The organism is Luteimonas salinilitoris, from assembly GCF_041300785.1.
GTDB classification, from domain to species: Bacteria; Pseudomonadota; Gammaproteobacteria; order Xanthomonadales; family Xanthomonadaceae; genus Luteimonas; species Luteimonas salinilitoris.
Map to the genome: position 1 here is coordinate 43,308 of NZ_JBFWIB010000011.1, position 24,509 is coordinate 67,816.

General features: G+C 67.3%; 18 protein-coding genes and 3 pseudogenes. 12 read left to right on the plus strand and 9 right to left on the minus strand.

The features are described from left to right. Window positions 1-102 precede the first annotated feature (102 nt). From AB5T46_RS15325 to AB5T46_RS15345, 5 genes and pseudogenes are all read right to left on the minus strand, one after another. On the minus strand, window positions 103-261 hold the full coding sequence (locus tag AB5T46_RS15325) for a glycoside hydrolase family 3 C-terminal domain-containing protein (protein ID WP_370564993.1): 159 nt from the start codon (window positions 259-261) through the stop codon (window positions 103-105). A 3-nt stretch (window positions 262-264) separates the two neighbouring features. Next, window positions 265-420: a hypothetical protein gene (locus AB5T46_RS15330; RefSeq protein WP_370564902.1), complete on the minus strand. Its 156-nt coding sequence runs from the start codon at window positions 418-420 to the stop codon at window positions 265-267. Between the two features lie 27 nt (window positions 421-447). Further along, window positions 448-1,442: pseudogene (locus tag AB5T46_RS15335) on the minus strand (glycoside hydrolase family 3 N-terminal domain-containing protein). Window positions 1,443-1,662: 220 nt separating this feature from the next. Further along, window positions 1,663-2,613, minus strand: coding sequence for a hydroxypyruvate isomerase family protein (locus AB5T46_RS15340; RefSeq protein WP_370564903.1), 951 nt, complete (start codon window positions 2,611-2,613; stop codon window positions 1,663-1,665). Beyond that, window positions 2,607-5,312, minus strand: a complete 2,706-nt coding sequence (locus AB5T46_RS15345) for a TonB-dependent receptor (RefSeq protein WP_370564904.1) — start codon at window positions 5,310-5,312, stop codon at window positions 2,607-2,609. The genes AB5T46_RS15340 and AB5T46_RS15345 overlap by 7 nt, the downstream gene beginning before the upstream one ends. Window positions 5,313-5,911: 599 nt before the next feature. Between AB5T46_RS15345 and AB5T46_RS15350 the strand changes: the two genes are divergently transcribed. From AB5T46_RS15350 to AB5T46_RS15385, 8 genes and pseudogenes are all read left to right on the plus strand, one after another. Next, window positions 5,912-6,811: a hydroxypyruvate isomerase family protein gene (locus AB5T46_RS15350; RefSeq protein ID WP_370564905.1), complete on the plus strand. Its 900-nt coding sequence runs from the start codon at window positions 5,912-5,914 to the stop codon at window positions 6,809-6,811. A gap of 10 nt (window positions 6,812-6,821) precedes the next feature. Continuing rightward, on the plus strand, window positions 6,822-7,625 hold the full coding sequence (locus tag AB5T46_RS15355; protein WP_370564906.1) for a 3-keto-disaccharide hydrolase: 804 nt from the start codon (window positions 6,822-6,824) through the stop codon (window positions 7,623-7,625). A 99-nt stretch (window positions 7,626-7,724) separates the two neighbouring features. Further along, complete coding sequence (locus AB5T46_RS15360) at window positions 7,725-8,639, plus strand: sugar phosphate isomerase/epimerase family protein (protein WP_370564907.1); 915 nt, start codon at window positions 7,725-7,727, stop codon at window positions 8,637-8,639. A gap of 13 nt (window positions 8,640-8,652) precedes the next feature. After that, on the plus strand, window positions 8,653-10,341 hold the full coding sequence (locus AB5T46_RS15365; protein ID WP_370564908.1) for a GMC oxidoreductase: 1,689 nt from the start codon (window positions 8,653-8,655) through the stop codon (window positions 10,339-10,341). A 59-nt stretch (window positions 10,342-10,400) separates the two neighbouring features. Continuing rightward, on the plus strand, window positions 10,401-11,018 hold the full coding sequence (locus AB5T46_RS15370; protein ID WP_370564994.1) for a gluconate 2-dehydrogenase subunit 3 family protein: 618 nt from the start codon (window positions 10,401-10,403) through the stop codon (window positions 11,016-11,018). Window positions 11,019-11,020: 2 nt separating this feature from the next. Then, a pseudogene (locus AB5T46_RS15375) lies at window positions 11,021-11,326 on the plus strand (cation:dicarboxylate symporter family transporter); the annotation flags it as partial. 379 nt (window positions 11,327-11,705) lie between these two features. Continuing rightward, window positions 11,706-14,876 carry a TonB-dependent receptor gene (locus AB5T46_RS15380; protein WP_370564909.1) on the plus strand — a complete coding sequence of 1,057 codons (3,171 nt, stop codon included), beginning with the start codon at window positions 11,706-11,708 and terminating at the stop codon, window positions 14,874-14,876. A 74-nt stretch (window positions 14,877-14,950) separates the two neighbouring features. Further along, complete coding sequence (locus AB5T46_RS15385; protein ID WP_370564910.1) at window positions 14,951-16,690, plus strand: glycoside hydrolase family 9 protein; 1,740 nt, start codon at window positions 14,951-14,953, stop codon at window positions 16,688-16,690. A gap of 96 nt (window positions 16,691-16,786) precedes the next feature. Here the strand turns inward: AB5T46_RS15385 and AB5T46_RS15390 are convergent, their stop codons facing one another. Next, window positions 16,787-17,263 carry a YciI family protein gene (locus AB5T46_RS15390; protein WP_370564911.1) on the minus strand — a complete coding sequence of 159 codons (477 nt, stop codon included), beginning with the start codon at window positions 17,261-17,263 and terminating at the stop codon, window positions 16,787-16,789. A gap of 142 nt (window positions 17,264-17,405) precedes the next feature. On the opposite strand from AB5T46_RS15390, the pseudogene AB5T46_RS15395 reads away from it, so the two are divergent. After that, window positions 17,406-17,750 (plus strand): annotated as a pseudogene (locus AB5T46_RS15395) (dicarboxylate/amino acid:cation symporter); the annotation flags it as partial. Between the two features lie 43 nt (window positions 17,751-17,793). Here the strand turns inward: AB5T46_RS15395 and AB5T46_RS15400 are convergent. Together AB5T46_RS15400 and AB5T46_RS15405 are read right to left on the minus strand one after the other, a co-directional pair. Continuing rightward, window positions 17,794-18,663 carry a hypothetical protein gene (locus AB5T46_RS15400; RefSeq protein ID WP_370564912.1) on the minus strand — a complete coding sequence of 290 codons (870 nt, stop codon included), beginning with the start codon at window positions 18,661-18,663 and terminating at the stop codon, window positions 17,794-17,796. A 77-nt stretch (window positions 18,664-18,740) separates the two neighbouring features. Further along, complete coding sequence (locus AB5T46_RS15405) at window positions 18,741-19,304, minus strand: ECF-type sigma factor (protein ID WP_370564913.1); 564 nt, start codon at window positions 19,302-19,304, stop codon at window positions 18,741-18,743. Window positions 19,305-19,428: 124 nt separating this feature from the next. On the opposite strand from AB5T46_RS15405, the gene AB5T46_RS15410 reads away from it, so the two are divergent. The 3 genes from AB5T46_RS15410 to AB5T46_RS15420 are packed head-to-tail and all read left to right on the plus strand — an operon-like array spanning window position 19,429 to window position 23,561. Continuing rightward, window positions 19,429-19,845 carry a hypothetical protein gene (locus tag AB5T46_RS15410; protein ID WP_370564914.1) on the plus strand — a complete coding sequence of 139 codons (417 nt, stop codon included), beginning with the start codon at window positions 19,429-19,431 and terminating at the stop codon, window positions 19,843-19,845. A gap of 5 nt (window positions 19,846-19,850) precedes the next feature. Further along, window positions 19,851-20,633, plus strand: coding sequence for an ADYC domain-containing protein (locus AB5T46_RS15415; protein WP_370564915.1), 783 nt, complete (start codon window positions 19,851-19,853; stop codon window positions 20,631-20,633). Between the two features lie 57 nt (window positions 20,634-20,690). After that, window positions 20,691-23,561 (plus strand): serine/threonine-protein kinase, encoded by a 2,871-nt coding sequence (locus AB5T46_RS15420; protein ID WP_370564916.1) that lies wholly within the window; start codon window positions 20,691-20,693, stop codon window positions 23,559-23,561. Window positions 23,562-23,620: 59 nt separating this feature from the next. Here AB5T46_RS15420 and AB5T46_RS15425 read toward each other — a convergent pair whose 3' ends face one another. Further along, window positions 23,621-24,505 carry a bile acid:sodium symporter family protein gene (locus tag AB5T46_RS15425; RefSeq protein WP_370564917.1) on the minus strand — a complete coding sequence of 295 codons (885 nt, stop codon included), beginning with the start codon at window positions 24,503-24,505 and terminating at the stop codon, window positions 23,621-23,623. Between the last annotated feature and the right edge of the window lie 4 nt (window positions 24,506-24,509).

Genomic DNA, 24,509 nt, shown 5'->3' on the forward strand with positions numbered 1-24,509 from the left:
CGCTTGCTCTTCCCCCTTGTTCAAAGGGGGGAAGTGCTCGATGCTCGTTAAGTGCGGGAACTGACTGAGGAAAAGTTGGGGAGACCTCAGAACCTGACCCCCTTACCGTACGTCCGGACCGAGGGCGGCGCGGATGCCGTCCAGCGGCGTCGTCACATCCTCCGGGCGGCCGGCCGCGACCCAGTTGCCGAGCATCTCGCGCTGGTCATCGGCCAGCGGGCCGATCACCGCCACGGTGCGCAGATCCTTGGACAGCGGCAGAGCCTATCCGTCGTTCTTCAGCAGTACGAACGACTTGCGCGCCAGGTCACGCGCGGCGGCGCGATGCTCAGGCGCCAGGATGAGCACGGCCTCACGCTGCGGATCGCTGTAGCGGTAGGGATCGTCGAACAGACCCAGCCGGTACTTGGCGCGCCGCACGCGCCGCACCGATGCATCGACGAAGGCCTAGTCCAGGCGCCCGTCGCGCACCGCCCCGGCGACGTCCTGCAGATAGATCTCGCTGACCATGTCGATGTCGACGCCGGCCTCCAGCCCGAGGATGCCGGCATCGGTACGGGTCGCGGCAACGCCGTGCGGCATCAGTTCCTGGACGGCGTTGTAGTCGCTGACCAGCACACCGTCGAATCCCCACTCCCCCCGCAGCAGGGTCTCGATCAGCGGCCGGTGCGCGTGCATCGGCACGCCGGCGACCTCGTTGAACGCCGGCATGATCGACTGCACCCCCGCCTCCACCGCCGCCTTGAACGGCGGCAGATAGATCTGGTGCAAGGTGCGCTCGGACATGTCGACCGTGTTGTAGTCGCGCCCACCCTCGGCGGCGCCATAGGCGACGAAATGCTTGGCGGTCGCCAGGATGGTGTCGGTTGCGGTCAGATCGTCGCCCTGGAAACCTCGCACGCGCGCCGCCGCCATCACCGCACCCAGGTAGGATCCTCGCCAGCGCCTTCGACGATGCGGCCCCAGCGCGGGTCGCGGGCCAGGTCGACCATCGGCGCGAAGGTCCAGTGCAGGCCGTGCGCGCTGGCCTCCGCCGCGGCGATGCGCGCCGCGTTCTCCACCGCCTCGACGTCGAAGCTGGCGACCTCGGCCAGCGGCACCGGGAACGTGGTACGGAACCCGTGGATCACGTCGTGCGCGAACAGCAGCGGGACGCCCAGGCGCGATTCCTCGACCGCGACCTGCTGCATCTGCCGGCTGTACTCGGCGCCGTACACGCCCAGGAAGGAGCCCACCTGGCCCTGCCGGATCTGCGCCTCGCCGCCCTCCGGCACCCGCGGTCCGGTCTCGCTGCCGCGTCCGCAGTACTGGGTGAGCTGGCCCAGCTTCTCCTCCAGGGTCATGCGCGCCAGCAGCGATTCCACCAGCTCGCGCTCGCCACTCTGCGCACCGGCACTTCCGGTATCCGGTTGCGCGGCCGCCGCCTGCGCAAACGCCAGCATCGCCGCCACGAGCAGCGCGCGCCCCGTGTGCCATGTCTTCGTTGCTACGTCCGTCACACCAGGGAAGCGGACATCCTAGGACAGGCGCCTAGGCACCTGCAAAGAACGCGAGGAACGCAAAGCCGAAACTGTTGAAATTTCGGTGCTTTTCTTTGCGTCCTTTGCGCCCTTTGCGGATCAACCGGGCTTGACCCTTCCTTGGATGAATGCGGCGGCGCCGTCAGCCGACGTCCACCTCACGGTACGCCTGGATCAGCTTGCGCTCGCCTGCAACGCCGTCCTGCGACTTGCCGTGTTCCATGCCGAACACGAAGTCCCTTCCCTGCTCGCGCATGCGCGCGTGAATGTGCGCGAGCACGTTGCGATAATTGATCTCACCGGTTCCCGGTTCGTTGCGGCCGGGCACGTCGCCGATCTGGAAGTAGGCGATCTCGTCCCAGGTCAGGTCGATGTGCGCGATCAGGTTCCCCTCGTTGCGCTGCATGTGGTAGATGTCGTAAAGAATCCTGCAGGTCGGGCTGTCGATCGCGCGCGCGATCTCGTAAGCCTGCGCCGACGTGCGCAGAAACAGCTCCGGGCGGTCGCTCAAGGGCTCCATCACCATCGTCAGGCCGTGGGGTTCCAGGATTTCGGCGCCGGCGCGGTAGGCGTCGATGACATGGCCGGTCTGCAATCCGCGCGGCAGCGTGTCGTCGGAGAAGCCCGGCACCACCGTCATCCATTTCGCGTTGACGCGCCGCGCCACCTCGACCGCGTCGCGGCAGGCCTGGACGAAGCGCTCGCGGAACTCCGGCTTGCCGGTGGCGTAGGACACCTTCCAGTTGTCGCCGGCATCGATCACGAATACGCCCATGGTCATGCCGGCCTGCGCCAGGGCATTGCCGATGCGTTCCTGCAGCGCCGGCGGCCGCTGCATCAGCCCGTTGTCCTCGAACGCGGTGAACCCGCTGTCGGCCATGAATCGGATCTGGTCGATCGGGTCCTTGCCGGCGGAGGCTTCGAACATGTCCAGGTGCGGCGCGAATTTGAGCCGGAACCTGCCGGCTTGCGCCGGCGTTGCGGCAGCCCCGGCGGCCTCCTGCGCGGCGGCAAAGGGTACGGCGGCGGCCGCCGCGGTGGCGGTCATGGCCTGAAGGAAGCTGCGCCGGCGCATGCCGGTCTCGACTACCATCTCGCGCGCACTCCGAAGGTATAGGTCCGGCCATCGAAGTTGATGAAGGTCGGCCGATTGCCGTACACCATGTAGCCCTCGCGTATCTCGCGGGTGAGATTGGTTCCCTCCACGAACACCGAGAAGTGATCGTTCAGGCTGTAGGCGGCGCTCATGTCCAGCTGCCCATAGGCCTTGGTCGTTTCCGGCTGCGATCCGGCGCCGCAGGACAGGCACGACAGCCATTCGTCGCGCCAGTTGTAGGCCAGGCGCGCCTGCCAGGGTCCCTTTTCGTAGAACAGGCTCAGGTTGGCCGAATCACCGATCCCGGGGATGGCGAAGCGGCCGGCGCCGGACAGGATCGCCTCGTCAATCGAGGCATCGCTCTTGACGTGGGTGTAGTTGAAGGCCGTGCCGAACCCGTCCCATGGCGCCGGCAGAGCGGTGAACTGGTAATTGAAGGTGAATTCCAGGCCCTTGACCGTCGCTTCGTTGAGGTTGACTGGCAAGGTCTGGGTGAACGGGAAGCCGAGGATCTCGACCCGGGTGTCGACCGTGGTGGTGAAGTTGCTGACCTCCTTGTAGAACGCGGCGAGGGCGATATAGCTGGTATCGGCAAAATACCACTCCAGCCCGATGTCGAAGTTCTCCGACAGGTAGGGCTTGAGACCGGTATTGCCGGTGCTGACGGTCTGGTTGTTGGGCCGGAAGTTGTAGCCGGCCGAGACCCGCAGCTGCGAAAGCTCCGGACGGGTCAGGGTCCTGGACGCGTTCAGGCGGAAGACCAGGTCGTCGCGCAGGTTGAGCCTGAAGTTGGCCGACGGCAGCCAGTAGGCGTAGCTGCCGTCATCCCGGGTCAGCACCGGATCACCGAAGGTGCCGACGGCATTGCTGGTATCGGTCGGATTGACCCGGACGTCCAGCAGCGGCGCCACGAAGGCGGAGGACACGGTGTCGGTCTTGATGTAGCGGTAGCCCAGGTCCAGGTGCCAGGGCATGTCCCGCATCGTGCCTTCGAAATCGGCCTTGACGTAGAACGAGTTGGTCTTTTCCTTGACTTGCCAGTAGCTGCGCTGGATCGGGTGGGTCGCCCAGCCGCCACCGTTGGCCTCCAGTGCCGCCACGAACGCGGCGATCTCCTCGTCGGTCTTCAGGCCCTGCAACTGCATGTAGGACTCCGGCGTGGTCAGGTAATGCATGTACATGTCCGGGTCGTAGCTGACCCACTGGCTCGGGAAGCCCTTCGAGTGGCCGCCGAACCAGTTGCCCGCATCGAACAGGTAGGCGCCGATCTTGTCGGCCGGCGCGGTGCTGTTGTAGCCGCAATAGAAGGTGCACAGGTTCATGGCGTCGGCCACGCCCATGTCGATGAAGCGGGTGGAGCGGTTGGACCGCAGCGCACCGAAGCTCAGTTGCGCCAACGGGCCGTCCAGGAAGGACTTGGTCAGGTTCAGCTTGACCTCGTCGAGCCGGTTGGTTCGATGATCGCCGCCCATGCCGCAGCAGTGCGAGTACAGGTTGGAAATGTTGTCGCTGGGCGTGAGCTCGTCGTAGTTGTAGTAGGGGAACCCGCCGCCGCCGGGATTGGTCCAGTGCGGGACATAGCCGATGTTGCGGGTGCCCACCACACGGTAGGAGTCGCCGCTGTCGTACTTGTTCCACGACCTGGCGCGCGACAGGTCCACTTCCAGGGTGGTGGTGTCGTTGATCAGCCAGCTCAGGTTCAATCCGGTCTGGAATACTTTCGCATCGCGCGGAAGCGTGAACACGATGTAGTCGGTCGCAAGTGTGCCGGTGTCGCCGCGGGTATACTCGGTGGCGGTGCCGTTTTCATCCACTTCGATCCCGGTGATGTCGTTGGTATTGCCATAGAACCCCAGGCCGTGCTGCAACTGGTCGGATCGGTAGTTCGAGTACATGGCATCGAACTTCAGCTTCAGCGAATCGCTCGGATTCCAGTCGATCGCCGCGCTCAGGCCCTTGCGCACCGAATCGATGGTCGTGTAGTTGGCGATCGTGGTTTCCGGCGTCGCCACCTCCTCCACACCTTGCTCGCGCAGCCTGTGGAAGGCTGGAGGCAGGCTCGCCAGCACAGCCGGGTCCGTCAGATCGGAGACATACCAGCCTTGCTGATTGACCTGGTAGCTGCGGTGCTTGCGCTTGTAGTACATGCCCGATAGCAGCCAGCCGAACGTACGGTCGGCGTTGGCCTGGCTGAGGAAGAACGAGCCCTTGGGCGTGGACTTGTCGTCCAGGCTGCCTTCCATGCTGTCGTTGAGCGCGCTCAGGGACCCGGCGAAATGGAAGCCCTCGTTGTCCAGCGGCCGCGCGGTGCGGATATTGATGGTGCCGCCAATGCCACCGTCGACGATGTCGGCGGCGCTGGTCTTGTACACCTCGGCGGTGCTGATCAGTTCCGAAGGCAGGGTGTCGAAGTTGAAGCCGCGGTTCTCGGCATCCGACACGATCGAACGGCCGTTGACCAGCACGTTGACGAACTGCGGCCCCAGGCCGCGCACCGTGACCTGGCTCGATTCACCGCCACCGGTGCGGTTGACCGACACGCCCGGCACTCGTTGCAACGAGTCGGCGATGTTCTGGTCGGGGAACTTGCCGGCTTCCTCGGAGGAAATGGCGTCAACCACACCGGCCGCATTCTGCTTGATCGCCTGCGCGCGGCGCAGCGCAGCCAGTTGCCCGGTGACGACGACCTCGGTCATGTTCTGGATGTCGTCGGATCGCGGCTGTTCCGCGTCCGTCGCGGCCGGGTCCGAAGATGCGGAGGACGGATCGGTCGGGGCGGTGACTGCTTCTTGGCCGGGGGGTGCGGCGGGGTCCTGCGCGAAGGCGGCAGGGTAAAGGCTCGCACAAGTCACCACAACCAGCGCGCGCCGCACGAAAACCGACAGTTCTGTGCGTTTCAACAGATGTCCTCCTCAGGTGAGCGGTCATCCGGACTCCCCCCCGAGAAGGCAGCTTAGGTGTTCATAACGTTTCAAACCTATGAAGTTTTTTCGCGAACGTATGCCCAGATGTGATACGTCTTGCAGTGCTGCATGGTTCGGGAGCCGGCCGGATTGGTCGCAGCGTCGGTAGGAGATTGCACAGGTGCCGTTACGGCGGTGATCTTCTCTGCAAGATGGCGATGGGCGGTTCCACGCTGTCGGCCCTGCCAATTGTCCGCGCTTCTTAGTATAACTACCGCCGGCATGACGGATTCCAAGAGGCAGACAGTGAAGACCATCAAGGGTCCTGCGATTTTTCTGGCGCAGTTTCTCGGCAGTGCGTCACCATTCGGGCAACCGATAGGAGAGGGTGCATGGCGTACGAGCTGAATGACATGAGCCGGCGCGCAGCGCTGGGCAAAATCGCGGCCGTGGCCGCCGCGGGCGCAGCCTCGATGCTGCCCGTGGCCGAAGCTTCCGACGGCCCGGCAGCATCGGCGAAGGCGTCTGGGCGGCTGAAGCAATCCCTGAGCCGCTGGACTTCCCAGGCTCCGCTGCCCGAGCTGTGCCGCCGACTGAAGTCGGCGGGCTTCGACGGCATCGACCTGGTCTATCCGGATGAGTGTTCGGTCGTACACGAGAGCGGGCTGCAGGTGTCGATGGGCTATGCAAGCCGGCGGGAAGGGTTCATTTCGGTCGGGTTCAACGATCCGGCCAATCACGCGATGCTGTGGAAGGAACTGGAAGCAGCCATCCCGCTCGCGAACAAGGCCGGCGTGAAGAACCTGATCGCGATGTTCGGAGATCGCAAGCCCGGCATCGATGAGCGCCAGGCGCTCGACAACTGTGTCGCGGGGCTGTCCAAGATCGCTCCGTTCGCGGCCGAGCATGATGTGACGATCTGCGTGGAATTGCTCAACAGCAAGGTCGATCATCCCGGTTACCAAGGCGACCACACCGCATTCGGTGCGGCGGTGATGAAAGGCGTCGGCTCGCCCAACGTGAAGCTGGTCTACGACATCTACCACATGCAGATCATGGAAGGCGATGTGATCCGCACGATCCGCGATAACATGCAGTGGATCGCGCATTTCCATACGGCCGGCGTCCCCGGCCGACATGAAATCGACGGCACGCAGGAGCTGAACTATCGGGCGATCGCGACCGCGATCGCCGATCTGGACTTCGACGGGTTCTTGGCACACGAGTTCGTGCCGAAGCACAGCGATCCCTTCGATTCTTTCGCGAAGGCGCTGGAAATATGCAGGGTTTGAGGCAGAGCCAATGAATGACATCCTGCGACGATCCACCAGTTACCCAAAAGTACTGCTTGCGTCGGCACTCGCGCTCGCGCAGGTTCCGGCGCTCGTCATTGCGGCGGAGCCCACCGATCCGGAAGCCACCGAGCAATGGCAGCCGGTGCCGGCCGTCGTCACGCCAGGCAGTGAAAGCAGTGCGCCGCCGTCGGACGCCATCGTGTTGTTCGACGGACGCGATCTCGACCAGTGGGAGAACCCCAAGGACGGTTCCCCCGCGCGCTGGAAGGTGCACGACGGGGTGATGACGGTCGACAAGTCGGTGGGCAATATCCAGACGAAGCGGCGCTTCACTAATTACCAGCTGCATCTGGAATGGCGCGTCCCGGACGGCATATCCGGAGAGGGGCAGGCGCGGGGCAACAGCGGCGTGTTTCTCGCTTCGACCGGGCCGGACGACGAAGGCTACGAGGTCCAGATCCTCGATTCATGGAGGAACTCGACCTACGTCAACGGCCAGGCGGCCAGCGTCTACAAGCAGGCGCCGCCGCTGGTCAACGCGATGCGGCCGCCGGGGCAGTGGCAGACCTACGACGTCCTCTGGACCGCGCCGGTGTTCACGGCCGATGGCGCGCTGAAGAGCCCGGCTTACGTGACCGTGTTCCACAACGGCGTGCTCGTGCAGCACCATACGGCGCTGGAGGGCGAGACGGTGTACATCGGCAAGCCGAAGTACAGGCCGCACGCCGAGGCGCCGATCAAGCTGCAGGCGCATGGCGATCCGTCCCTACCGATCAGCTTTCGGAATATATGGATACGAGAATTGGAATAACGGGAGCGGATACGGTGATTGGGCCGCGCATCGTGGCATTCGGGTGATAAGGTTCGACTTCATTGCTTGCCGCGTCGCCAGTCACGGAGTCGAAGTTCCATGCACCAACCATCGCGCCGAAAATTTCTCGCCCGCGCCGCGGCCCTGAGCACGGCCGTCGCCGCATCGGGACTGCCGGGCCGGCTCCTGGCCGATCCCGCGGCCAAGCCGATCGGCATCCAGCTATGGACGGTCAACGACGCGCTCAAGGGCGATCCCGCCGGCACCTTGAACGTACTCGCCAAGATCGGTTTCAAGGAGGTGGAGTCGGCGGGCTTCGCTGGCCTGGAGCCGAAGCAGTTCCGCCGTCTGCTCGACGATGCCGGCCTGCGCTGCCCGAGCGCGCATCTGCAGTTCGACCTGGACGACCTCGACGCGGCATTCGCGCAGGCGCACGCGCTCGGCGCCACCTACGCGACGGCGTCGTCGCTGCTTGAGCCGGTCGGCAAGGCGATGTCGACGGAACTCGGGTGGAAATCCGCGATGAGCGCGGAGGAGGCGAAGCGCACGGCGGACGTGGCCAATCGCATCGGCGAGGCCGCCAGACGCGCGGGCCTGCAGTTCGCGCTGCACAACCACGACCGGGAATTCGTCGATCTGGGCGACGGCGAGATCGGCTACGACATCATATGGCGCGAGACCGATCCGGCCCTGGTGCAGTTCGAGATCGATTGCGGCTGGATGGCGTTCGCAGGCCGTGATCCGATCGATTACTTCGAGAAGTCTCCTGGCCGGATTCCGCTCATCCACGTCAAGGACTTCCTGCCCAAGCGCGACCCGAACGCCGCGCCGACCGCCGAAGAGATGCGCGGCTCGGAACTGGGACGCGGCGTGGTCGACTACGAGCCGATCTTCGCGGCGGCCAGGCAGGCCGGCCTCAAGCACGCCTTCGCCGAGCAGGAGGGCCCGTTCTCGCGCATGGACCCGCTCGAAGCGGCGCAGGTCGCCTACGACTACCTGAATTCCCTGACCTAGGCCGAGATTCGGAATGAGCAACGATACCTACGACGCCATCGTGGTCGGCACCGGCATCTCCGGCGGCTGGGCAGCGAAGGAACTGACCGAGAAAGGGCTGAAAACCCTGGTCCTCGACCGCGGGCGCATGGTGCAGCATGGCGATTATCCGACCGTCCTCATGGATCCCTGGCAGCTGCCCTACGGCAACATGGCGACGGAAAACGACCGTGAGCGCCAGGCCAAGCAGGCGCGTACGGGGTACGCCATCAGCCAGGCGAGCAAGCACTGGTTCGTCGACGATCTCGACCACCCCTACAACGAGAAGTACCGGTTCGACTGGATCCGCGGCTACCACGTCGGCGGCCGTTCCCTCATGTGGGGCCGGCAGAGCTACCGCTGGAGCGAGATGGATTTCGAGGCGAACGCGAAAGATGGCGTCGCCGTCGACTGGCCCATCCGCTACGCCGACATCGCGCCGTGGTACGACCATGTCGAATCGTTCATCGGCGTCAGCGGCCAGGCGGAAAACCTGCCGCAGCTGCCGGACGGACAGTTCCTGCCGCCGATGGAGCTCAACTGCGTGGAGCAGGACTTCCAGCGCAAGGTCAAGGACAGGTTCGGGCGCCCGCTGACGATCGGCCGCGCCGCCCACCTGACGGCCCCGCTCAAGCACGACAAGAGCCCGCAGCGCAGTACCTGCCAATCCCTCAACATGTGCATTCGGGGTTGCCCGTTCGGCGGATACTTCAGCAGCAACTCGAGCACGCTGCCGGCCGCGGAGGAGACGGGCAACATGACCCTGGTGCCGAACGCGATCGTCTACGAGCTGATCTACGACGACAAGAAGGGCCGGGCAACGGGCGTGCGCGTGCTCGATGCCGAAACCGGCGCGCAAACCGACTACTTCGCGCGGGTGATCTTCCTGTGCGCTTCGACCTTCGGTTCGACGTTCATCATGATGAACTCGGTGTCCAATCGCTTTCCGGACGGCTTCGGCAACGACAGCGGCGAGCTGGGCTGCAACATCATGGATCACCAGCTGGGAGCCGGCGCCCGCGCATCGGTCGACGGCTTCGACGATCGTTACTACTCCGGTCGCCGCCCCAACGGGTTCTACGTTCCGCGCTACCGCAATCTCGGCAAGGACAAGCGCGACTACCTGCGCGGCTTCGGCTACCAGGGCAGTGCGCAGCGCGCCGGCTGGGATGCGTTGCAGTCCGATCCCGAACTCGGCGAAGCGCTGAAGAAGAAGGCCCAGGCGCCCGGTCCCTGGAGCATCGGCATGGGGGGGTTCGGGGAAATCCTGCCGTACCACGACAACCGCGTGACCATCGACCGCAGCGGCAAGGACAAGCACGGCCTGCCGATCCTGGCGTTCGACGCCCGCCTGCGCGAGAACGAGTTGCGCATGCGCAAGGACATGGCCAGCGACGCGGCCGAGATGCTGGAAGCCGCCGGTTATCGCGACGTCACGATGTGGGACGGCAGTTACGGCATCGGGCTGGGCATCCACGAAATGGGTACGGCGCGGATGGGGCGCGACCCGAAGACGTCGGTGCTCAACGGCTGGAACCAGGTGCACGCCTGCAAGAACGTCTACGTCACCGACGGTTCGTGCATGACGTCGTCGGCGTGCCAGAATCCTTCGTTGACCTACATGGCCCTGACCGCGCGCGCGGTCGATCATGCCGTGGAAGAGCTTAAGCGGATGAATCTCTGATGGGAGCAACCATGAATCGTCGCGAAGCCCTACGGCGGGGAGCGCTGCTACTGGGCGGCATGGCTTCCGTGCCGTCGATCCTTGGCGTGCTTGGCGGGTGTTCCAGGGAGCCGGCGGCGAGCGGGACGCCGGCTCCGCTCAGGTTCGGCGAAAGCGAACAGGCCATCGTCGAGCGGATCGTGGACATCATGATCCCGCGTACCGACACGCCGGGCGCGCTCGACGTGGGCGTGCCGGCCTTCATCGCAACGGCGCTGGAAGAGGTCTACTCGCAGGACGTGCGTGATCGCTACCTGGAAGAGCTGCACGAGTTCGACGCGGCCGCGCGCCAGGAGCACGGCAAGCCGTTCCTGGAACTGGAGCCGCCGGTCCAGCAGGCGTTCCTGCAGCGGATCCATGACGCCGCGATCGAGGACGAGACTGCCCGATCCGCACGATACCGGGACCAGCTCGCACGGGAAATCAGGGGCGACGCGCCGCTCGAGCAGCGCACGCAGATCCGGCCATCGGGCGGACGTCCGTTCGTCCTCGCAACGAAACAGCTGGCGCTGCACGGGTTCTTCGTTTCCGAACCCGGCGCGACCCAGGTGCTGCAGTACCTGCCGATCCCCGGCGCCTACCACGGCTGCCTGCCCGTGAACGAGGCGGGCAACGGCAAACGCTGGGCGACGTCTTAGATTACGTCGCGATCCTGCTGGCCTCGGTGCTGGGCAGCTTCGGCACCGCCGGCGTGCCCGGCACCGCGGTGGTGATGGCCACCGTGGTGCTGAGCGCGGCGGGCCTGCCATTGGAAATGCTGGGCCTCCTGCTGGCGATCGACCGCGTGCTCGACATGATGCGCACCATGACCAACGTCACCGGGCAGATACTGGTGCCGGTGCTGGTGGCCAAGGAGACCGGGCTGCTGTACCGCGAGGTCTACGACGCGGCGTCGAGCAACATCGGCCTGGAGGACGCCGCCGAGGGAGCGCGCTTGCGGGATTGAGGGCGGACCGCCAGGTCCCCGTGACCGACCGTGCGAGGCGGCGAAGCCAGGGGCGCCCGCGGCCGCGTGCTGACCGCCGACGCGATGGATGCGCACAACCGCTTCGAGCGGCCGGGGCCGGCCAACGGCGGTACGCCACGAACTCGCGGCGGAATCCGGGTCTGTCTTCCGGGCATTGTGGATATTCCGGCTCATCATTGACCGCCCGGAGCGGGCGGACTAGATTGCCGATGGCAGCGCTGTCATCCCGAGCCCCGTCCACTCCGAAAGGAGGTATGCGGCAACGAAAAGGTAGCGCTACCATCAAACCGCATAAAAAAGAGGCCGGAACCATCGGTATCCAATAACGGCAATAGGTATCCCTGGGGAGGGAGTTGTGATGTCGAAGCATTCGTTTCGTGATGCCCGCCGCGGCGCGGCGCGTCAGCCGCGCCATTGGCAACATTCCGCACTGGCATTGGGCGTGGCGCTGGTCCTGTGTGCGGGCGCCGTGCACGCGCAGGATCCGGAGGAACAGACGGGGCAGGCGGACCAGGTCGTCGACCTGGACAGCGTCGTGGTCATGGGTGTGCGCGGCGCCGTGATCCGCGCCCAGGAGATCAAGCAGGACGCCGAGCAGATCATCGACTCGGTCACCGCCGAGGACATCGGCGCGCTGCCCGACCGCAGCGTCACCGAAACCCTCAAGCGCATCAGCGGCGTGACCGTCACCGGCTTCGCCGCGCGCGACGATACGGACCATTTCTCCGCCGAAGGCAGTGGCGTCATGATCCGCGGCCTGACCTTCGTGCGCGGCGAACTCAACGGCCGCGACGTGTTCAGCGCCAACGGCGGCCGCGGCATCAGCTTCGAAGAGGTGCCGGCGGAATTGATGGCCGGCATCGACGTGTACAAGAACCCCTCGGCCGAGATCATCGAGGGCGGCCTCGGCGGCACCGTCAACCTGCGCACGCGCATGCCCTTCGACGAGTCCGGGCGCAAGATCGCCGGCAGCGTGGACTACAACTACGGCGACAAGGCGAAGGAGGGCAAGCCCTCGGCTTCGTTCCTGTTCAGTGACCGCTGGAACACCGGTATCGGCGAGATCGGCATCCTGGCCAACGTGTCCTACTCGGAGCTGGCCACCCGTTCGGACGGCATCCAGGTCCAGCCCTTCGTGCGCCGTGGACGCATGCCTGCGGAGCAGCCGGAAGGCGGGCCGGACGACTGGTACTACGATTGGGAACTGGACAGCTGGCAGCCGGCGGAGTCCCAGCGCGACGCGCTGCTGGCCGGCACCGACCGCGACCATGTCTTCGTTCCCGGCGGCGTGAACTGGCGCCGCACCGACTTCGAGCGCAAGCGCAGGGGCGGCGCGTTCGCGCTCCAGTGGCGTCCGAACGACGACACCGAGCTGTACACCCAGGTCATCACCACCAAGTACGACCTGACCTGGCGCGAGCATTTCATGGAGTGCTGCGGCAGCATGGAAAAGAACAACGACGACCAGTGGAGCGGCGATCCGGAGCAATTCCAGCCGGTATGGGGTGACGGCCTCGCCGACAAGACCAACAACGTGGTGCCGATGCCCGGCACCCGGTTCGTCTACGACGAAAACGGCCGCTTCGTCAGCGGCACCCTGCGCCAGGGCGGCTGGCGCGGTTCGCCCGACGATGGCCCCGCGAACATGTACCAGCGCCCCGGCATCCAGTTCGCCGCCGGCAACCGCTACAACGTGCAGAGTTCGCAGACCACCGACTGGTCGGCGGGCTTCAGGCACTTCATCACCGACGACTTCATCGCCCGCGGCGACTTCCAGTACGTGAAGTCCACGAGCGACAACGTCGACTTCTCGGTCCACACCTCGACCCTGCTGGACGAGGTCACCCTGGATCTGAGCGGCAAGTACCCGTCGCTGACCATCGCCGACCCGTCCACCGCGCTGACGCAGGACCGCTACTTCTGGCGCTCGGCCATGGACCACATCGCGGACAACGAAGGCACCGAGCGGGCCGGTCGCGTCGACCTGGAATACGCCTTCAACGACGGCGACTGGTTGCGCCTGGTGCGCTTCGGCGCGCGCCTGGCCGACCGCAGCTACAGCAGCCGGTCCACGAACTGGAACTGGGGTCCCATCAGCGACGACTGGAGGAGGATCGCCAATCCGCCGGATCCGGATCGCCCCCCCGTCGCCTGGCTGGATCAGTTCTACCCCGGCGAGTCGATGCTGTATTCGATGAGCGATTTCTTCGGCGGCGAGGTCAATGTGCCGACCCGGTTCTGGACGGCAAGGGATGCCCTGGTTACCCGGGAGAACGTCCTTGCGACCCTGTCTACGATCCCTTCCACCGGCGACACGTGGTCGCCGGTCGCCTACGGGCCAAATCACCTCAACGAGCAGGACGAGCGCACCCAGGCGGGCTACGGCATCCTGTACTTCGAGAACCACGACGCGCTTGGCGTGCCTGTGGACGGCAACCTCGGCGTGCGCGTGGTCAAGACCAGCGTGACCAGCGTCGGCGGTGGCCAGATGCCGAACATGGCGAACTGGGGAGGCGTGTTGACGCCGGAAGCGCTGGAGAAGTTCGCCGGACAGACCTTCCAGAGCAGCACCCGCAGCTCTTATACCGACGTGCTGCCGAGCCTGAACGTGCGCTTGCGCTTCATCGAGGGCCTGCAGTGGCGCTTCGCCGCGTCCAAGGCCATCGCCCGGCCGGAGTTCCGGCTGATGCAGCCGTGGATGACGCTGTCCGCCGACGCATCGGGCTGCAATCGGGCCCTGCAGGACGGCTTGCGCACCGAGCTGTGCGGCGAGGACGACCTGAGCTACAGCGGCAGCGGCGGCAATCCCGAACTGAAGCCGATGCGCGCCAACCAGTTCGACACCGCGCTCGAGTGGTACTTCGGCCCGGCCAACAGCCTCTATGCGACCCTGTTCTACAAGGACGTGAAGGACTACTTCGCGTCGGCCCTGGCGGCCGAGATCATCGACGGCCAAACCTATCTGATGACGCGTACCCGCAACCTGGACGAGGGCAAGATCCGCGGCTTCGAGCTCGGCTACTCGCAGTTCTTCGACTTCCTGCCGGGCCTCGGCGTGCAGGCCAACTACACCTACGTCGACAGTTCGGGCGGCACCAACGCCGATGTCAGCCCCCCAAGCGGCGACAACGCCGCCCTTCCCGGGGCCGTGCCGCTGGAGCTGCCGCTGGAGGGCCTGTCGAAGCGCAGCTACAACCTGATGGGCATCTACGAGCGCGGACGGGTGTCGTTCCGCCTGGCCTACAACTGGCGTTCGCGCTACCTGCTGACCAGCAGCGATGCGATGCCCGCCATGCGCATGCCGGTGTGGAACGATGACTACGGCCAGCTCGACGGCTCGTTCTTCTTCAATATCAACGACAACGTCCAGATCGGCGTGCAGGCCAACAACCTGACCAACTCGGTCACCAAGCTGTTGATGGGGCCGCGCGGGTACAGGCGCGATGGCTTCGTCGACGAAACGCTGTACAACCGCGCCTGGTTCGAGAACGACCGCCGCTACTCGGCGGTGCTCCGCGCCAAGTGGTGATGCGCGGGGGGGCCTGAGCAATGCTCGAAGCAACGGTGGAAAAGCGGATGACCAGCGCTCGGTGGAGGGCTTGCATGAAGCGGGCCCTCCTGCTCATTCTGCTCCTGCCGCTGCTGGCCCATGCCGGCGATGCCGCGGGCCCGGCCATACGGCTCAACCAGGTCGGCTACCTGCCCGCCGCGCACAAGCTGGCGGTGGCGCCGGCGGATGCGGCGGATGGCTTCGTCGTCGAGGATGCCGCTACGGGAGAGCCGGCGTTCACCGGCAAACTCGGTGTTGCGTCGACATGGCCGCCGTCGGGGCAGCGGGTGCGCATCGCCGACTTCTCCGCGCTGGATGCACCCGGGCGCTACCGCCTGCGCATCCGGGGCTTGCCGCCATCGGACGAATTCGTCGTGGCCGATGATGCCTATGCCGCGTTGGCGGCGGCAAGCCTGAAGGCCTTCTACTTCAACCGCGCCGGCACCGCGCTGGAGCCGCGCCACGCAGGCCGTTACGCGCGCGCGGCCGGGCATCCCGACGACGTGGTCCGGGTGCACGCCTCGGCGACGTCGGAGTCGCGGCCGGAAGACACGGAGATTTCCGCGCCGAAAGGCTGGTACGACGCCGGCGACTACAACAAGTACATCGTCAATTCCGGCATTGCCACGTACACGCTGCTGGCGGCGTGGGAAGCGTTCCCGCAGGTGTTCGCCGCGCAGGATCTCGGCATCCCCGAGAGTGGGGGCGATGTGCCCGACCTGCTGGACGAAGCGTGGTGGAACCTGGAATGGATGCTGGCCATGCAGGATCCCGCCGACGGCGGCGTCTACCACAAGCTGACCACGCTGCAGTTCGCCGGCTTCGCCATGCCGGAACGTGCGCGCGAACCGCGCTACGTGGTGCAGAAGAGCACGGCCGCCGCGCTGAATCTTGCGGCAGTGATGGCCCAGGCCAGCCGCGTGTACGCGCCGTTCGAGGCGCACTTCCCGGGCGTGCCGGAGCGGATGCTGAAGGCATCGCGCGCGGCCTGGGCGTGGGCGTCGAAGCACCCGGATGCGGTGTACCGGCAACCCGACGATGTGGGCACCGGCGCCTATGGCGACCAGGCGCTCGACGACGAGTTCGCCTGGGCCGCGGCCGAGCTGTACATCGCCACCGGCGAGGAGGCGTTCCGCGACGCCTTCGTCGCGCGCGGGGTGGAGGCCGGGGTGCCGTCCTGGAACAGCGTCGGGGGCCTGGCGTGGATGTCGCTGGCATCGCTGGCGTCGCGGCCCGACCGGCGGATGCCGCACGCGATGCGCGAGCGGGTCGAACGCGAGATCGACGGCGTGGCCGGGGAACTGCTGCGGGAATGGTCGCGTTCCGCATACCGCGTGGCGATGGGCGGACCCGACTTCGTCTGGGGCAGCAGCGCGGTGGCGCTGAACCAGGCGATGCTGCTGGTGCAGGCGTATCGCCTGAATGGTCAACGCGACTACCTGGACGCCGCGCAATCGCAGCTGGACTACGTGCTGGGCCGCAATCCATTGGCGCGATCGTACGTGACGGGTTTCGGCGCCCGGCCGCCGATGCATGTCCATCATCGCGTGTCCGGGGCCGATGGCATCGTCGACCCGGTGCCCGGCTGGCTGGCCGGCGGCCCGAACCCGGGGCAGCAGGATGCGAAGGATTGCAGCGGGCGCCCGTATCCGTCGAAGGTGCCCGCGCTTTCGTACATCGACGATGTCTGCAGCTACGCCAGCAACGAAGTGGCGATCAACTGGAACGCACCGCTGGTGTACGTGGTGGCCGCCTTGCAGGCGTTGACCGAATCGCAGGGGGGTGACCCGTAGCCCGCCGCGCACGAAACACGTTTTCACATGCCCCGGTCCGGACAGCAGGTCGGCATGGCGCCGGCGAGCGGGTGCGGAAGCCGGTGTGAAACGGAATCACATCCCTTTCTTCGCGATCTTCCCGTGCACCTCGTTGACCTGCATCAACGCGGCGGAGCCGTAATACTTGTGGTATTCGGCGATCATCTCGCCGTTCTGGATGACCGGGTCGGCGGCAACCAGCGCCTTCGCCCGCTCGATGTCGTCGACGGCGAGGACGAACAGGCCGCGCCAGCCGTCGACGCCGTCCAGTGGGCCGGCGACGGCCAGCCTGCCCTCGGCGGCGAGCCGTGCCATGTTGGCGAAGTGGCCCTTGAACATCGCATCTCGCGCCTCGCCCTTCGGCACCGGGGTCGGGCCGGACTTCAGGATCACCAGCACGTAACCGCGCATGCCGTAGTCGTCGGCGCCGAGGAATTCGGCCAGTTCGGCGTCGTAGCCGGGCGGCACGGCTTCATCAGCGGGTTCCCGCGCGAGAGCACTGAAGGCCAGCGACTGGCAGGCGACGAGCAGGAAGGCTTTGGCCCAATGCATGGCGGCACTCCGTGGTTGGCGTGGTGCGGGCGATCGTACGCCGGTACGGCGGTTCGTGCAGAGTGGGGTGACCTGCCGCCCGGGCTTCGTCTGCGGCGGCCTGCAGCTGGCGCATGGGCTCAACCCGCTGAAGTTCTTCCGCGGCGCGATCTATCCGTCGCTGGCGGCGATCTTCGTCGCGCAGTACTACGGCATCGAGCTGAGCTTCGCGCAGTACGTCGCCATCCTGCTGGCCTCGGTGCTGGGCAGCTTCGGCACCGCCGGCGTGCCCGGCACCGCGGTGGTGATGGCCACCGTGGTGCTGAGCGCGGCGGGCCTGCCATTGGAAATGCTGGGCCTCCTGCTGGCGATCGACCGCGTGCTCGACATGATGCGCACCATGACCAACGTCACCGGGCAGATGCTGGTGCCGGTGCTGGTGGCCAAGGAGACCGGGCTGCTGTACCGCGAGGTCTACGACGCGGCGTCGAGCAACATCGGGATGGAAGGTGCGGCGGACGGCCGATCCTACGAAAAAGCGCTGCGCCGCTTTATCCGGCGGTTTCGCGGATGTGTTGGATTGCGGGCAGCAGCAGGCAGGTCACGGGATCGGTCCTGCGCGCGCTCAGTTCCACGTCGTTGCCGTCGCCGCCGACGTAGCTGATGTACAGGCCGATCCGGTCGGCGGTGCAGCCGACCGGGCTGCCTTCGGGGAAGGCGTCGAAGCGGCCGAGCGAGCGACGGCTGATATCGATGATGGTGAAGCGATCGCCGGCCATCGGGCGAAAACCGTAGTGCAGGCTCAGGCGCAGGTCGCCGGCGAGGATGGCGGTCTCGGTGGTGATCGTCGCGTAGTGGCCGGGACCGGCGGCCAGCCGCGTGCCGCCCGCATCGAAATGCAGGCTGGCCGGCTGTAGTCCGCCCAGGCCGAACTGCACGGGGAAGCTGCTCTTCAGGATCAGGTCGCGTTTGCTTTTCGGAGTGGGGTTCAGTTTGATGCCACCGTTGCCGAAGCCGGGCTTCGCCATGCCGGCTCCGGCCACCGCCGGCGCGGCGATCAGGTGCTCCCCGATCGTGCCGCTGGCGCGATAGACGATCTGGCCGTCGTCCCCGATCACCTCGTCGCGCAGCTGCAACACAGTGCCGGGCAGCGTGGTCAGGCGCGCGTTGCCGCGCACGTCGAGATCGCGGATCCGCACCCAGGCGTCGCCGCTGGCGGGATCGATCACCACCCGGTCGTGCCGGTCCAGCACCACGTCGTCGGCCGCGGTCGGCACCCGGCCCGCGCTCCAGTTGCGGGGATTGAACCAGTTGCGGTCGGTGCCGCTGAAGTGCAGCGGGTCCTGTGGCGTCTGTGCCTGCGCCGGCAGGCAGAAGGCGGCGGCCGCCGCCAGGGCGGCGAGCTTGAGGCAGGATTTCATGGCGTGCTCCAGGTGAGGAAGGAAAGCGGCAGCAAAGCCGCTCCCATCTCACATACGCGAACCGACCCGGCCGCGGATCATGCCTCGCCCAGTTCCTTCTGCAGGAATGCCTTGGCCACGCGCGTGTCGCGCTTGACCGTCGGCTCCGACACGCCGAGCAGCGCCGCGATATCCTTGACTTCCAGCCCTGCGAAGAAGCGCAGCTCGACCACCGTCACCAGGCGAGTGTCGAGGCCGGCCAGCTTCTCGAGAGCCGCGTCGATGCCGACCAGCTGCTCGGCCTGGGCGTCGACCGGCAGCGGATTGCCCTCCAGCGCGTCGAGCGGGACATGCTCGGCGCCGGCGCCGCGCCGTTCGGCCAGGCGCGCGCGGGCGTAGTCGATCGCGACCTGGCGCATCGCCCTGGCGGCGGTGGCGAAGAAATGCTTGCGGTTCTCGAAATCGGCACCGTCGCGGTCGAACAGTTTCAGGTACGCCTCGTTGACGAGGGCGCGCGTGTTCAGCGTCTCGCCGCGGCGATGGCGCCCGAGCTCGGCCCGGGCGATCCGCAGCAGGTCGCCGTAGACCAGCCGCATGGCCTCGTCGCGCTGCGCCGCATCGTGACCGGCAGCCGCGATCTTGCGGGTGATGTCGTCGTCCATCGCCGCCCCTCGATCCCCTGCCGCGGCCATGGTAGCGCCGGATCGGCGACGGTGTGATCCCTGGCCATGCCGGGCGCCGTATGTAGGGGTAGGCGCCGCTGGGGCGTCATCACGGAGCATAGTCATGAACAAGATCATCGCCGCTGCCGCCGTCCTGGCCTGCAGCCTCGGCAGCGGGGCGGTATCGGCGCAGAACGCCAATGCCGGTGCGGAAAACGGCCTGGAATCGAATCACGGGCAGTCCAACGCAGCGCGGCGGGGACCGGTGCTCAACGGCGTCGTCCTGAACGGACAGGTGCTGCAGGGCACCGGGTTCGATGGTGCTGCGCAGCGTGGTCCGGTGCTGCAGGGCATGCGGCTCAACGGCGTCGTCCTGAACGGGCGGGTGCTGCAGGGCGCAGGCGCCGACGGCGTCGCGCTGTACGGTCCGCTGCCGCAGTACCTCGATCCGACGGCCGCCGATGCGTCGGCACCGCACAGCGACTGGTCGGCCCTGCGGCTCGACCGGATCAGCGTTCGCCTCGCAGAACCGGCGCGCTGAAGGTCATGCGCCGCCTCCTGCCGCTGCTGCTGCCGCTCGCCATGAGCGTGTCCCCGACTGCGCACGCCGGGACATCCGGCCTGCGCGTCGAGGGTACGGTCTTCGTGCTGCGGCAGCAGGACGGACAGGTGCTGCGCAGTCCGGATATGGTCGGCGCCGAGCTCGAACTCGGCGACGGTTCGGTCCTGCGGATCGATGCGGTGCGCACCGATCCGCAGGACGCTTCCGGCCGGACCCTGCTGCATCGTTTCAGCCAGCGCGAAGGCGATGGGCCCTGGCGCGAGGTGTGCGAGGCCGACCGCGAAGGTCGGCGCGAGGGCTTTCCGGTGCAGGGCCATTGGGATGCGCAGGGGCGCTACCGCCTCGACCAGGCGCATTTCGCATTGACCTGCACCGGCGGCGCCCAGGCCAAGTGCGTGCGATTCGGCTACATGCCCTGGGCCGATGCGCCGGACGGTACGCCGATGCCGGAGATGTACGCGGCCTGCGTGCACATGGTGCGGGCGGACTACTGCGGCGACGGGGAAGCGTCGACCCGAGACGGGACCGAGATCGACATCTACGACCATCATGGCGTGTGGCAGCCGGGAGGCGAGGCGGAGTTCCGCTTCGAGGCCGGGTGGAGCCCGCAGGGCGCGGTCTGCGTGCACCATGCGCGGATCCCGCAGAACCTGGACTTGGCGACCCTGGCCGCGCGCTGTCCGCGGCTGCGCACCGCCATCGGCGCTGCATGCACCGAGGGCGCCGCCGAGCAGGCCGGCGCGGTGCTGTTCAACCGCTCGCGCTGAGGCCCGCGTACGCGCCGCCGCGCGTAGACTCGGGCAACGCGGGTCGGGGAACGGTCCATGGACGCTGAACGCTGGAACCGGGTGCGGGCGCTGTTCGATCAGCTGATCGAGCTGCCACGGGAGCAATGGCAATCGCGCCTGGCCGAAGCCTGCGGCGGCGATGCGGCGCTCGAGCGCGAGGTCCTGGATCTGCTCGCAGCCGACACCGGCACCCGGGCCGAGCCGTCGGGCCTGGCGGCGGAAGGCATGGCATTGCTTGCCGATCTGGCGCAGCGGGACGAGGCGAACGAGCGCGAGCGCCTGGCCGGGACACGACTCGGACCCTTCCGGCTGCTGCACCGGATCGGCAGTGGCGGCATGGGCGCGGTGTGGCTGGCCGAACGCGCGGACGGCGAGTTCGCGCAGAAGGTCGCGATCAAGCTGATCCGGAGCGGCTGGGACGAGGCCGAGGTCGACGCGCGCTTTCGCGCCGAGCGGCAGATCCTGGCGGGCCTGCAGCATCCACGGATCGCCCACCTGATCGATGGCGGCGTGACCCCGGACGGCAAGCCCTGGCTGGCGCTGGAGTACGTCGACGGCATCGACCTGGCCCGGTACGGCGAGCGTCACCGGCTGGACCTGAAACGGCGCCTGGAGCTGTTCCTGGCCGTGTGCGAAGCCGTGGCCTACGCGCACGCGCGCCTGGTCGTGCACCGCGACCTGAAGCCCTCCAACATCCTGGTGTGCGGCGACGGCTCGGTGAAACTGCTCGATTTCGGCATCGCCAAGCTGATCGACGCGCAGTCCGCCCAGGCCAGCATGACGCGGGTGTTCACCCCGGAGTACGCCGCGCCCGAACAGGTCCGCGGCGAACCGGTGACCACCGCGGTCGACGTCTACGCGCTCGGCCTGCTGCTGTACGAACTGCTGACCGGTCGCCGGCCCTACCGGCCGGAGAACGCCACGCCGGCGGCGTACGAACGCGCCGTGCTCGAGCAGGCGCCGACGCGACCCAGCCACGCCGTCACGCGCGACGACGCCGACGGTTCCGCCGCCGCCCTGTCCGCACAGCGCCGGCTGACGCCGCAGCGGCTCAAACGCGAGCTGCGCGGCGACCTCGATGCGATCGTGCTCAAGGCGCTGCGCAAGGAGCCGGCGCAGCGCTATGCCTCGGTGCAGGACTTCGCCGCGGACCTGCGCGCCTGGCTGCAGCACCGCCCGGTCGCGGCCAGGCGCGGCGGCTGGCGCTACGGCGCCGCGCGCTTCCTGCGGCGGCATGCGCTGGCGGCGGGCATGGCGCTGTTCGCCGCGACCGCGCTTCTCGCCGGTTTCGTCATTGCCGTGTGGCAGGCGCGGCAGGCCAGCCTGCAGCGCGACATGGCGGTCGCGGAAAGCGTGAAATCACGCGCCGTGCTCGAGTTCATGGGCGGGCTGTTCGAACTCGCCGATCCCGACAAGGCGCGGGGCGAAAAGGTGACCGCACAGGAGCTGCTGGTGCGCGGCACCGAGCGCATCCGGGACCAGTTGTCGGAACAGCCGGCGGTCCGCGCCGAACTGCTCAGTGCGATGGCGGGCGCGCAGCTCGGGCTCGGCGTCTACGATCAAGGGCTGCTGTTGGCGAAGGAGGCGTCCGGGCTCGCGCGCGCGACGGGCGACGCGGCCCTGCACCGCGTCGCCGAGTTGCGCCATGCCCGAGCCCTGCACCACCTCGGGCGTTATCGCGAGGTGCTCGACTCGCTCGATCCGCTGCGGGAGACGCTCACGCAGCCCGATCGGGCGACGGAAACGCTGCGCGCCGAGGTGGATTTCAGGCGCGGTCTCGCACTGCAGGCGGTCAATGAGCTCGAGGACGCCGATCATGCGTACGCCAGCGCCCACGCGGCGCAATTGCGGCTGCACGGCGCCGCCGATCGGCGGACCCAGGTGACGGCTTTTGCGCATGTATCGCTGCTGGTGCTTCGCGGACGAATGCCGGAGGCCGAGCGTCGGGCGCGCGCGACGCTGGAAGCGGTCCGGCGCAGCACCAGCGAGACAGACCCGCATCGGGCGCGTGCCCTCGACGCGTTGGCGATGGTCGTGGCCAATACCGGACCCTTGTCGGAGGCCGAAGCGCTGCGGCGCGAGGAGTTGCGCATCCGTCAGGCCGTGCTCGGTCCGGAGCATCCGGACACGATCGCCACGATGGCCGACCTGGCCACCGTCCTGCACGCGCAGCGCGACCTCGCCACGGCGGCGCGGATGTATCGCGCCGTGTTGCGGCACCGCCGCGTGCAGTTGGGAAACATGCACCCGAGCATCGCCACCACCGTCAACAACCTGGCCGTATGCGAACTGGAACTGGGCGAACTGCATACGGCCAGGGATCTGGCGGAGGAGGCGCTGCGCATCCGCAGGACCCATTACGGACCGCATCACCACACCACCGCGATTTCGTTCCACGCGCTCGGCGTGATCGAGATCGACCTGGGCGTTGCCGCCGCCGTGGACCATTTGCGGCAGGCGGTCGAAAGCTACGATGCGGCGATGGGGGCGGACAGCGGAAGCGCACTCGGTGCATTGCGCGATCTCGCGCGCGCCCAGGTCCTGCTCGGCCCGCTCGACGCCTCGTGCGGCGCCGCCGAGCGGGCGCTCGGGATTTCCACGATGCGTGAGGGCGATGAGCCGAGCGTGGCGTATACGCGCGCGATGCTGGCCGCGTGCCGGGTCGCAAGCGGGCGCGCGGAAGATTCCGCCGCATTGACGGCCGACCTGCAGACGCTGCGGAAGCATTGGGGCGCCGACGACAAGCGCACGCGCAAGATTGCCGTTCTGGCGCAGGCTGCCGATCGCAGCGGGCGCGGCCTTCCACCGGTGGCGGCGGTGCAGAAGCCGCCCGGGCGTGCGGTCGCTACGCGCACGGGCCGCGCTGCTCCCGCTGGCACCTCCGGTCGACCGGGGCCGCTGGAATGAACCGGCGGCTGCGGTTTTGATCCGCGTTCATCCGCGTCGATCCGTGGCTGAAAAAAGCTTCAGCCCCCACTTGCCGAGGCCGGTACCGGCTCTCGCCCGCGGTTGACCCAGAGCGCGAAGCCGGCGGCGGTGAAGAACATCAGCAGGCTGTAGACCGCCGCCGGCACCGACATTGTCGGGTTGTCGAGCACGTTGAGCGCAACGAAGATCGCCAGCGTGCCGTTGTGGATGCCGATCTCCATCGCGATCGCGATCGCCTGCCGCTTCGGCAGCTTCAGCGCCAGCGGCGCGGCGTAGCCGGTGGCCATGCTGGCCAGGTTGAACAGCAGGCAGGCCAGCCCGACTGCGGCGAAGTAGGTCAGCAGCGTGTTCCATTCCTGCGCCACCGCGGCCACGATCAGCAGCGCCAATACGACGACCGACAGCACCCGGATCGGCTTCTCCATGCGTGCGGCGAAGCCGGGCGCGAAGGCGCGGACAGTCATGCCGATCGCCACCGGCAGCACGATGATCACCGCCACCTCGACGATCTTGCGCACCGGAGGCGGCACGTACTGGCCGGCACCGAGGAAGAACTCGAGCGACAGGTTGAGGATCAGCGGCAGCGTGACCAGGCACAGCACGCTGTTGACCGCGGTCAGGGTGATGTTGAGCGCGACGTCGCCGCGCGCCAGGTGACTGTAGATGTTGGCGGTGGCGCCGCCCGGCGAGGCGGCCAGCAGCATCAGTCCCACCGCCAGTTCCGGCGGCAGCCCGAAGGCCAGCGCCAGGCCCAGCGCCACCCAGGGCAGCACCGCGGTCTGCAGCAGCAGCCCCGTCAGCACCGCGCGCGGATAGTGGGCGACGCGGCGAAAGTCGTCGGTCGTCAGCCCGAGTCCGAGGCCGAGCATGATCACGCCGAGCGCGAGCGGCAACAACAGGGTGGTCAGCAACGAGGCCTGCATGCGG

Excerpts from the sequence above, each read along its gene's own strand:
- AB5T46_RS15345 (WP_370564904.1), bottom strand. The coding sequence starts at position 5,312 with ATGACCGAGGTCGTCGTCACCGGGCAACTGGCTGCGCTGCGCCGCGCG.
- AB5T46_RS15400 (WP_370564912.1), bottom strand. The coding sequence starts at position 18,663 with ATGAAATCCTGCCTCAAGCTCGCCGCCCTGGCGGCGGCCGCCGCCTTC.
- AB5T46_RS15380 (WP_370564909.1), top strand. The coding sequence starts at position 11,706 with ATGTCGAAGCATTCGTTTCGTGATGCCCGCCGCGGCGCGGCGCGTCAG.
- AB5T46_RS15355 (WP_370564906.1), top strand. The coding sequence starts at position 6,822 with ATGAATGACATCCTGCGACGATCCACCAGTTACCCAAAAGTACTGCTT.
- AB5T46_RS15370 (WP_370564994.1), top strand. The coding sequence starts at position 10,401 with ATGGCTTCCGTGCCGTCGATCCTTGGCGTGCTTGGCGGGTGTTCCAGG.
- AB5T46_RS15360 (WP_370564907.1), top strand. The coding sequence starts at position 7,725 with ATGCACCAACCATCGCGCCGAAAATTTCTCGCCCGCGCCGCGGCCCTG.
- AB5T46_RS15390 (WP_370564911.1), bottom strand. The coding sequence starts at position 17,263 with ATGCATTGGGCCAAAGCCTTCCTGCTCGTCGCCTGCCAGTCGCTGGCC.
- AB5T46_RS15425 (WP_370564917.1), bottom strand. The coding sequence starts at position 24,505 with ATGCAGGCCTCGTTGCTGACCACCCTGTTGTTGCCGCTCGCGCTCGGC.
- AB5T46_RS15350 (WP_370564905.1), top strand. The coding sequence starts at position 5,912 with ATGGCGTACGAGCTGAATGACATGAGCCGGCGCGCAGCGCTGGGCAAA.
- AB5T46_RS15385 (WP_370564910.1), top strand. The coding sequence starts at position 14,951 with ATGAAGCGGGCCCTCCTGCTCATTCTGCTCCTGCCGCTGCTGGCCCAT.
- AB5T46_RS15405 (WP_370564913.1), bottom strand. The coding sequence starts at position 19,304 with ATGGACGACGACATCACCCGCAAGATCGCGGCTGCCGGTCACGATGCG.
- AB5T46_RS15420 (WP_370564916.1), top strand. The coding sequence starts at position 20,691 with ATGGACGCTGAACGCTGGAACCGGGTGCGGGCGCTGTTCGATCAGCTG.
- AB5T46_RS15340 (WP_370564903.1), bottom strand. The coding sequence starts at position 2,613 with ATGGTAGTCGAGACCGGCATGCGCCGGCGCAGCTTCCTTCAGGCCATG.
- AB5T46_RS15365 (WP_370564908.1), top strand. The coding sequence starts at position 8,653 with ATGAGCAACGATACCTACGACGCCATCGTGGTCGGCACCGGCATCTCC.
- AB5T46_RS15415 (WP_370564915.1), top strand. The coding sequence starts at position 19,851 with ATGCGCCGCCTCCTGCCGCTGCTGCTGCCGCTCGCCATGAGCGTGTCC.
- AB5T46_RS15410 (WP_370564914.1), top strand. The coding sequence starts at position 19,429 with ATGAACAAGATCATCGCCGCTGCCGCCGTCCTGGCCTGCAGCCTCGGC.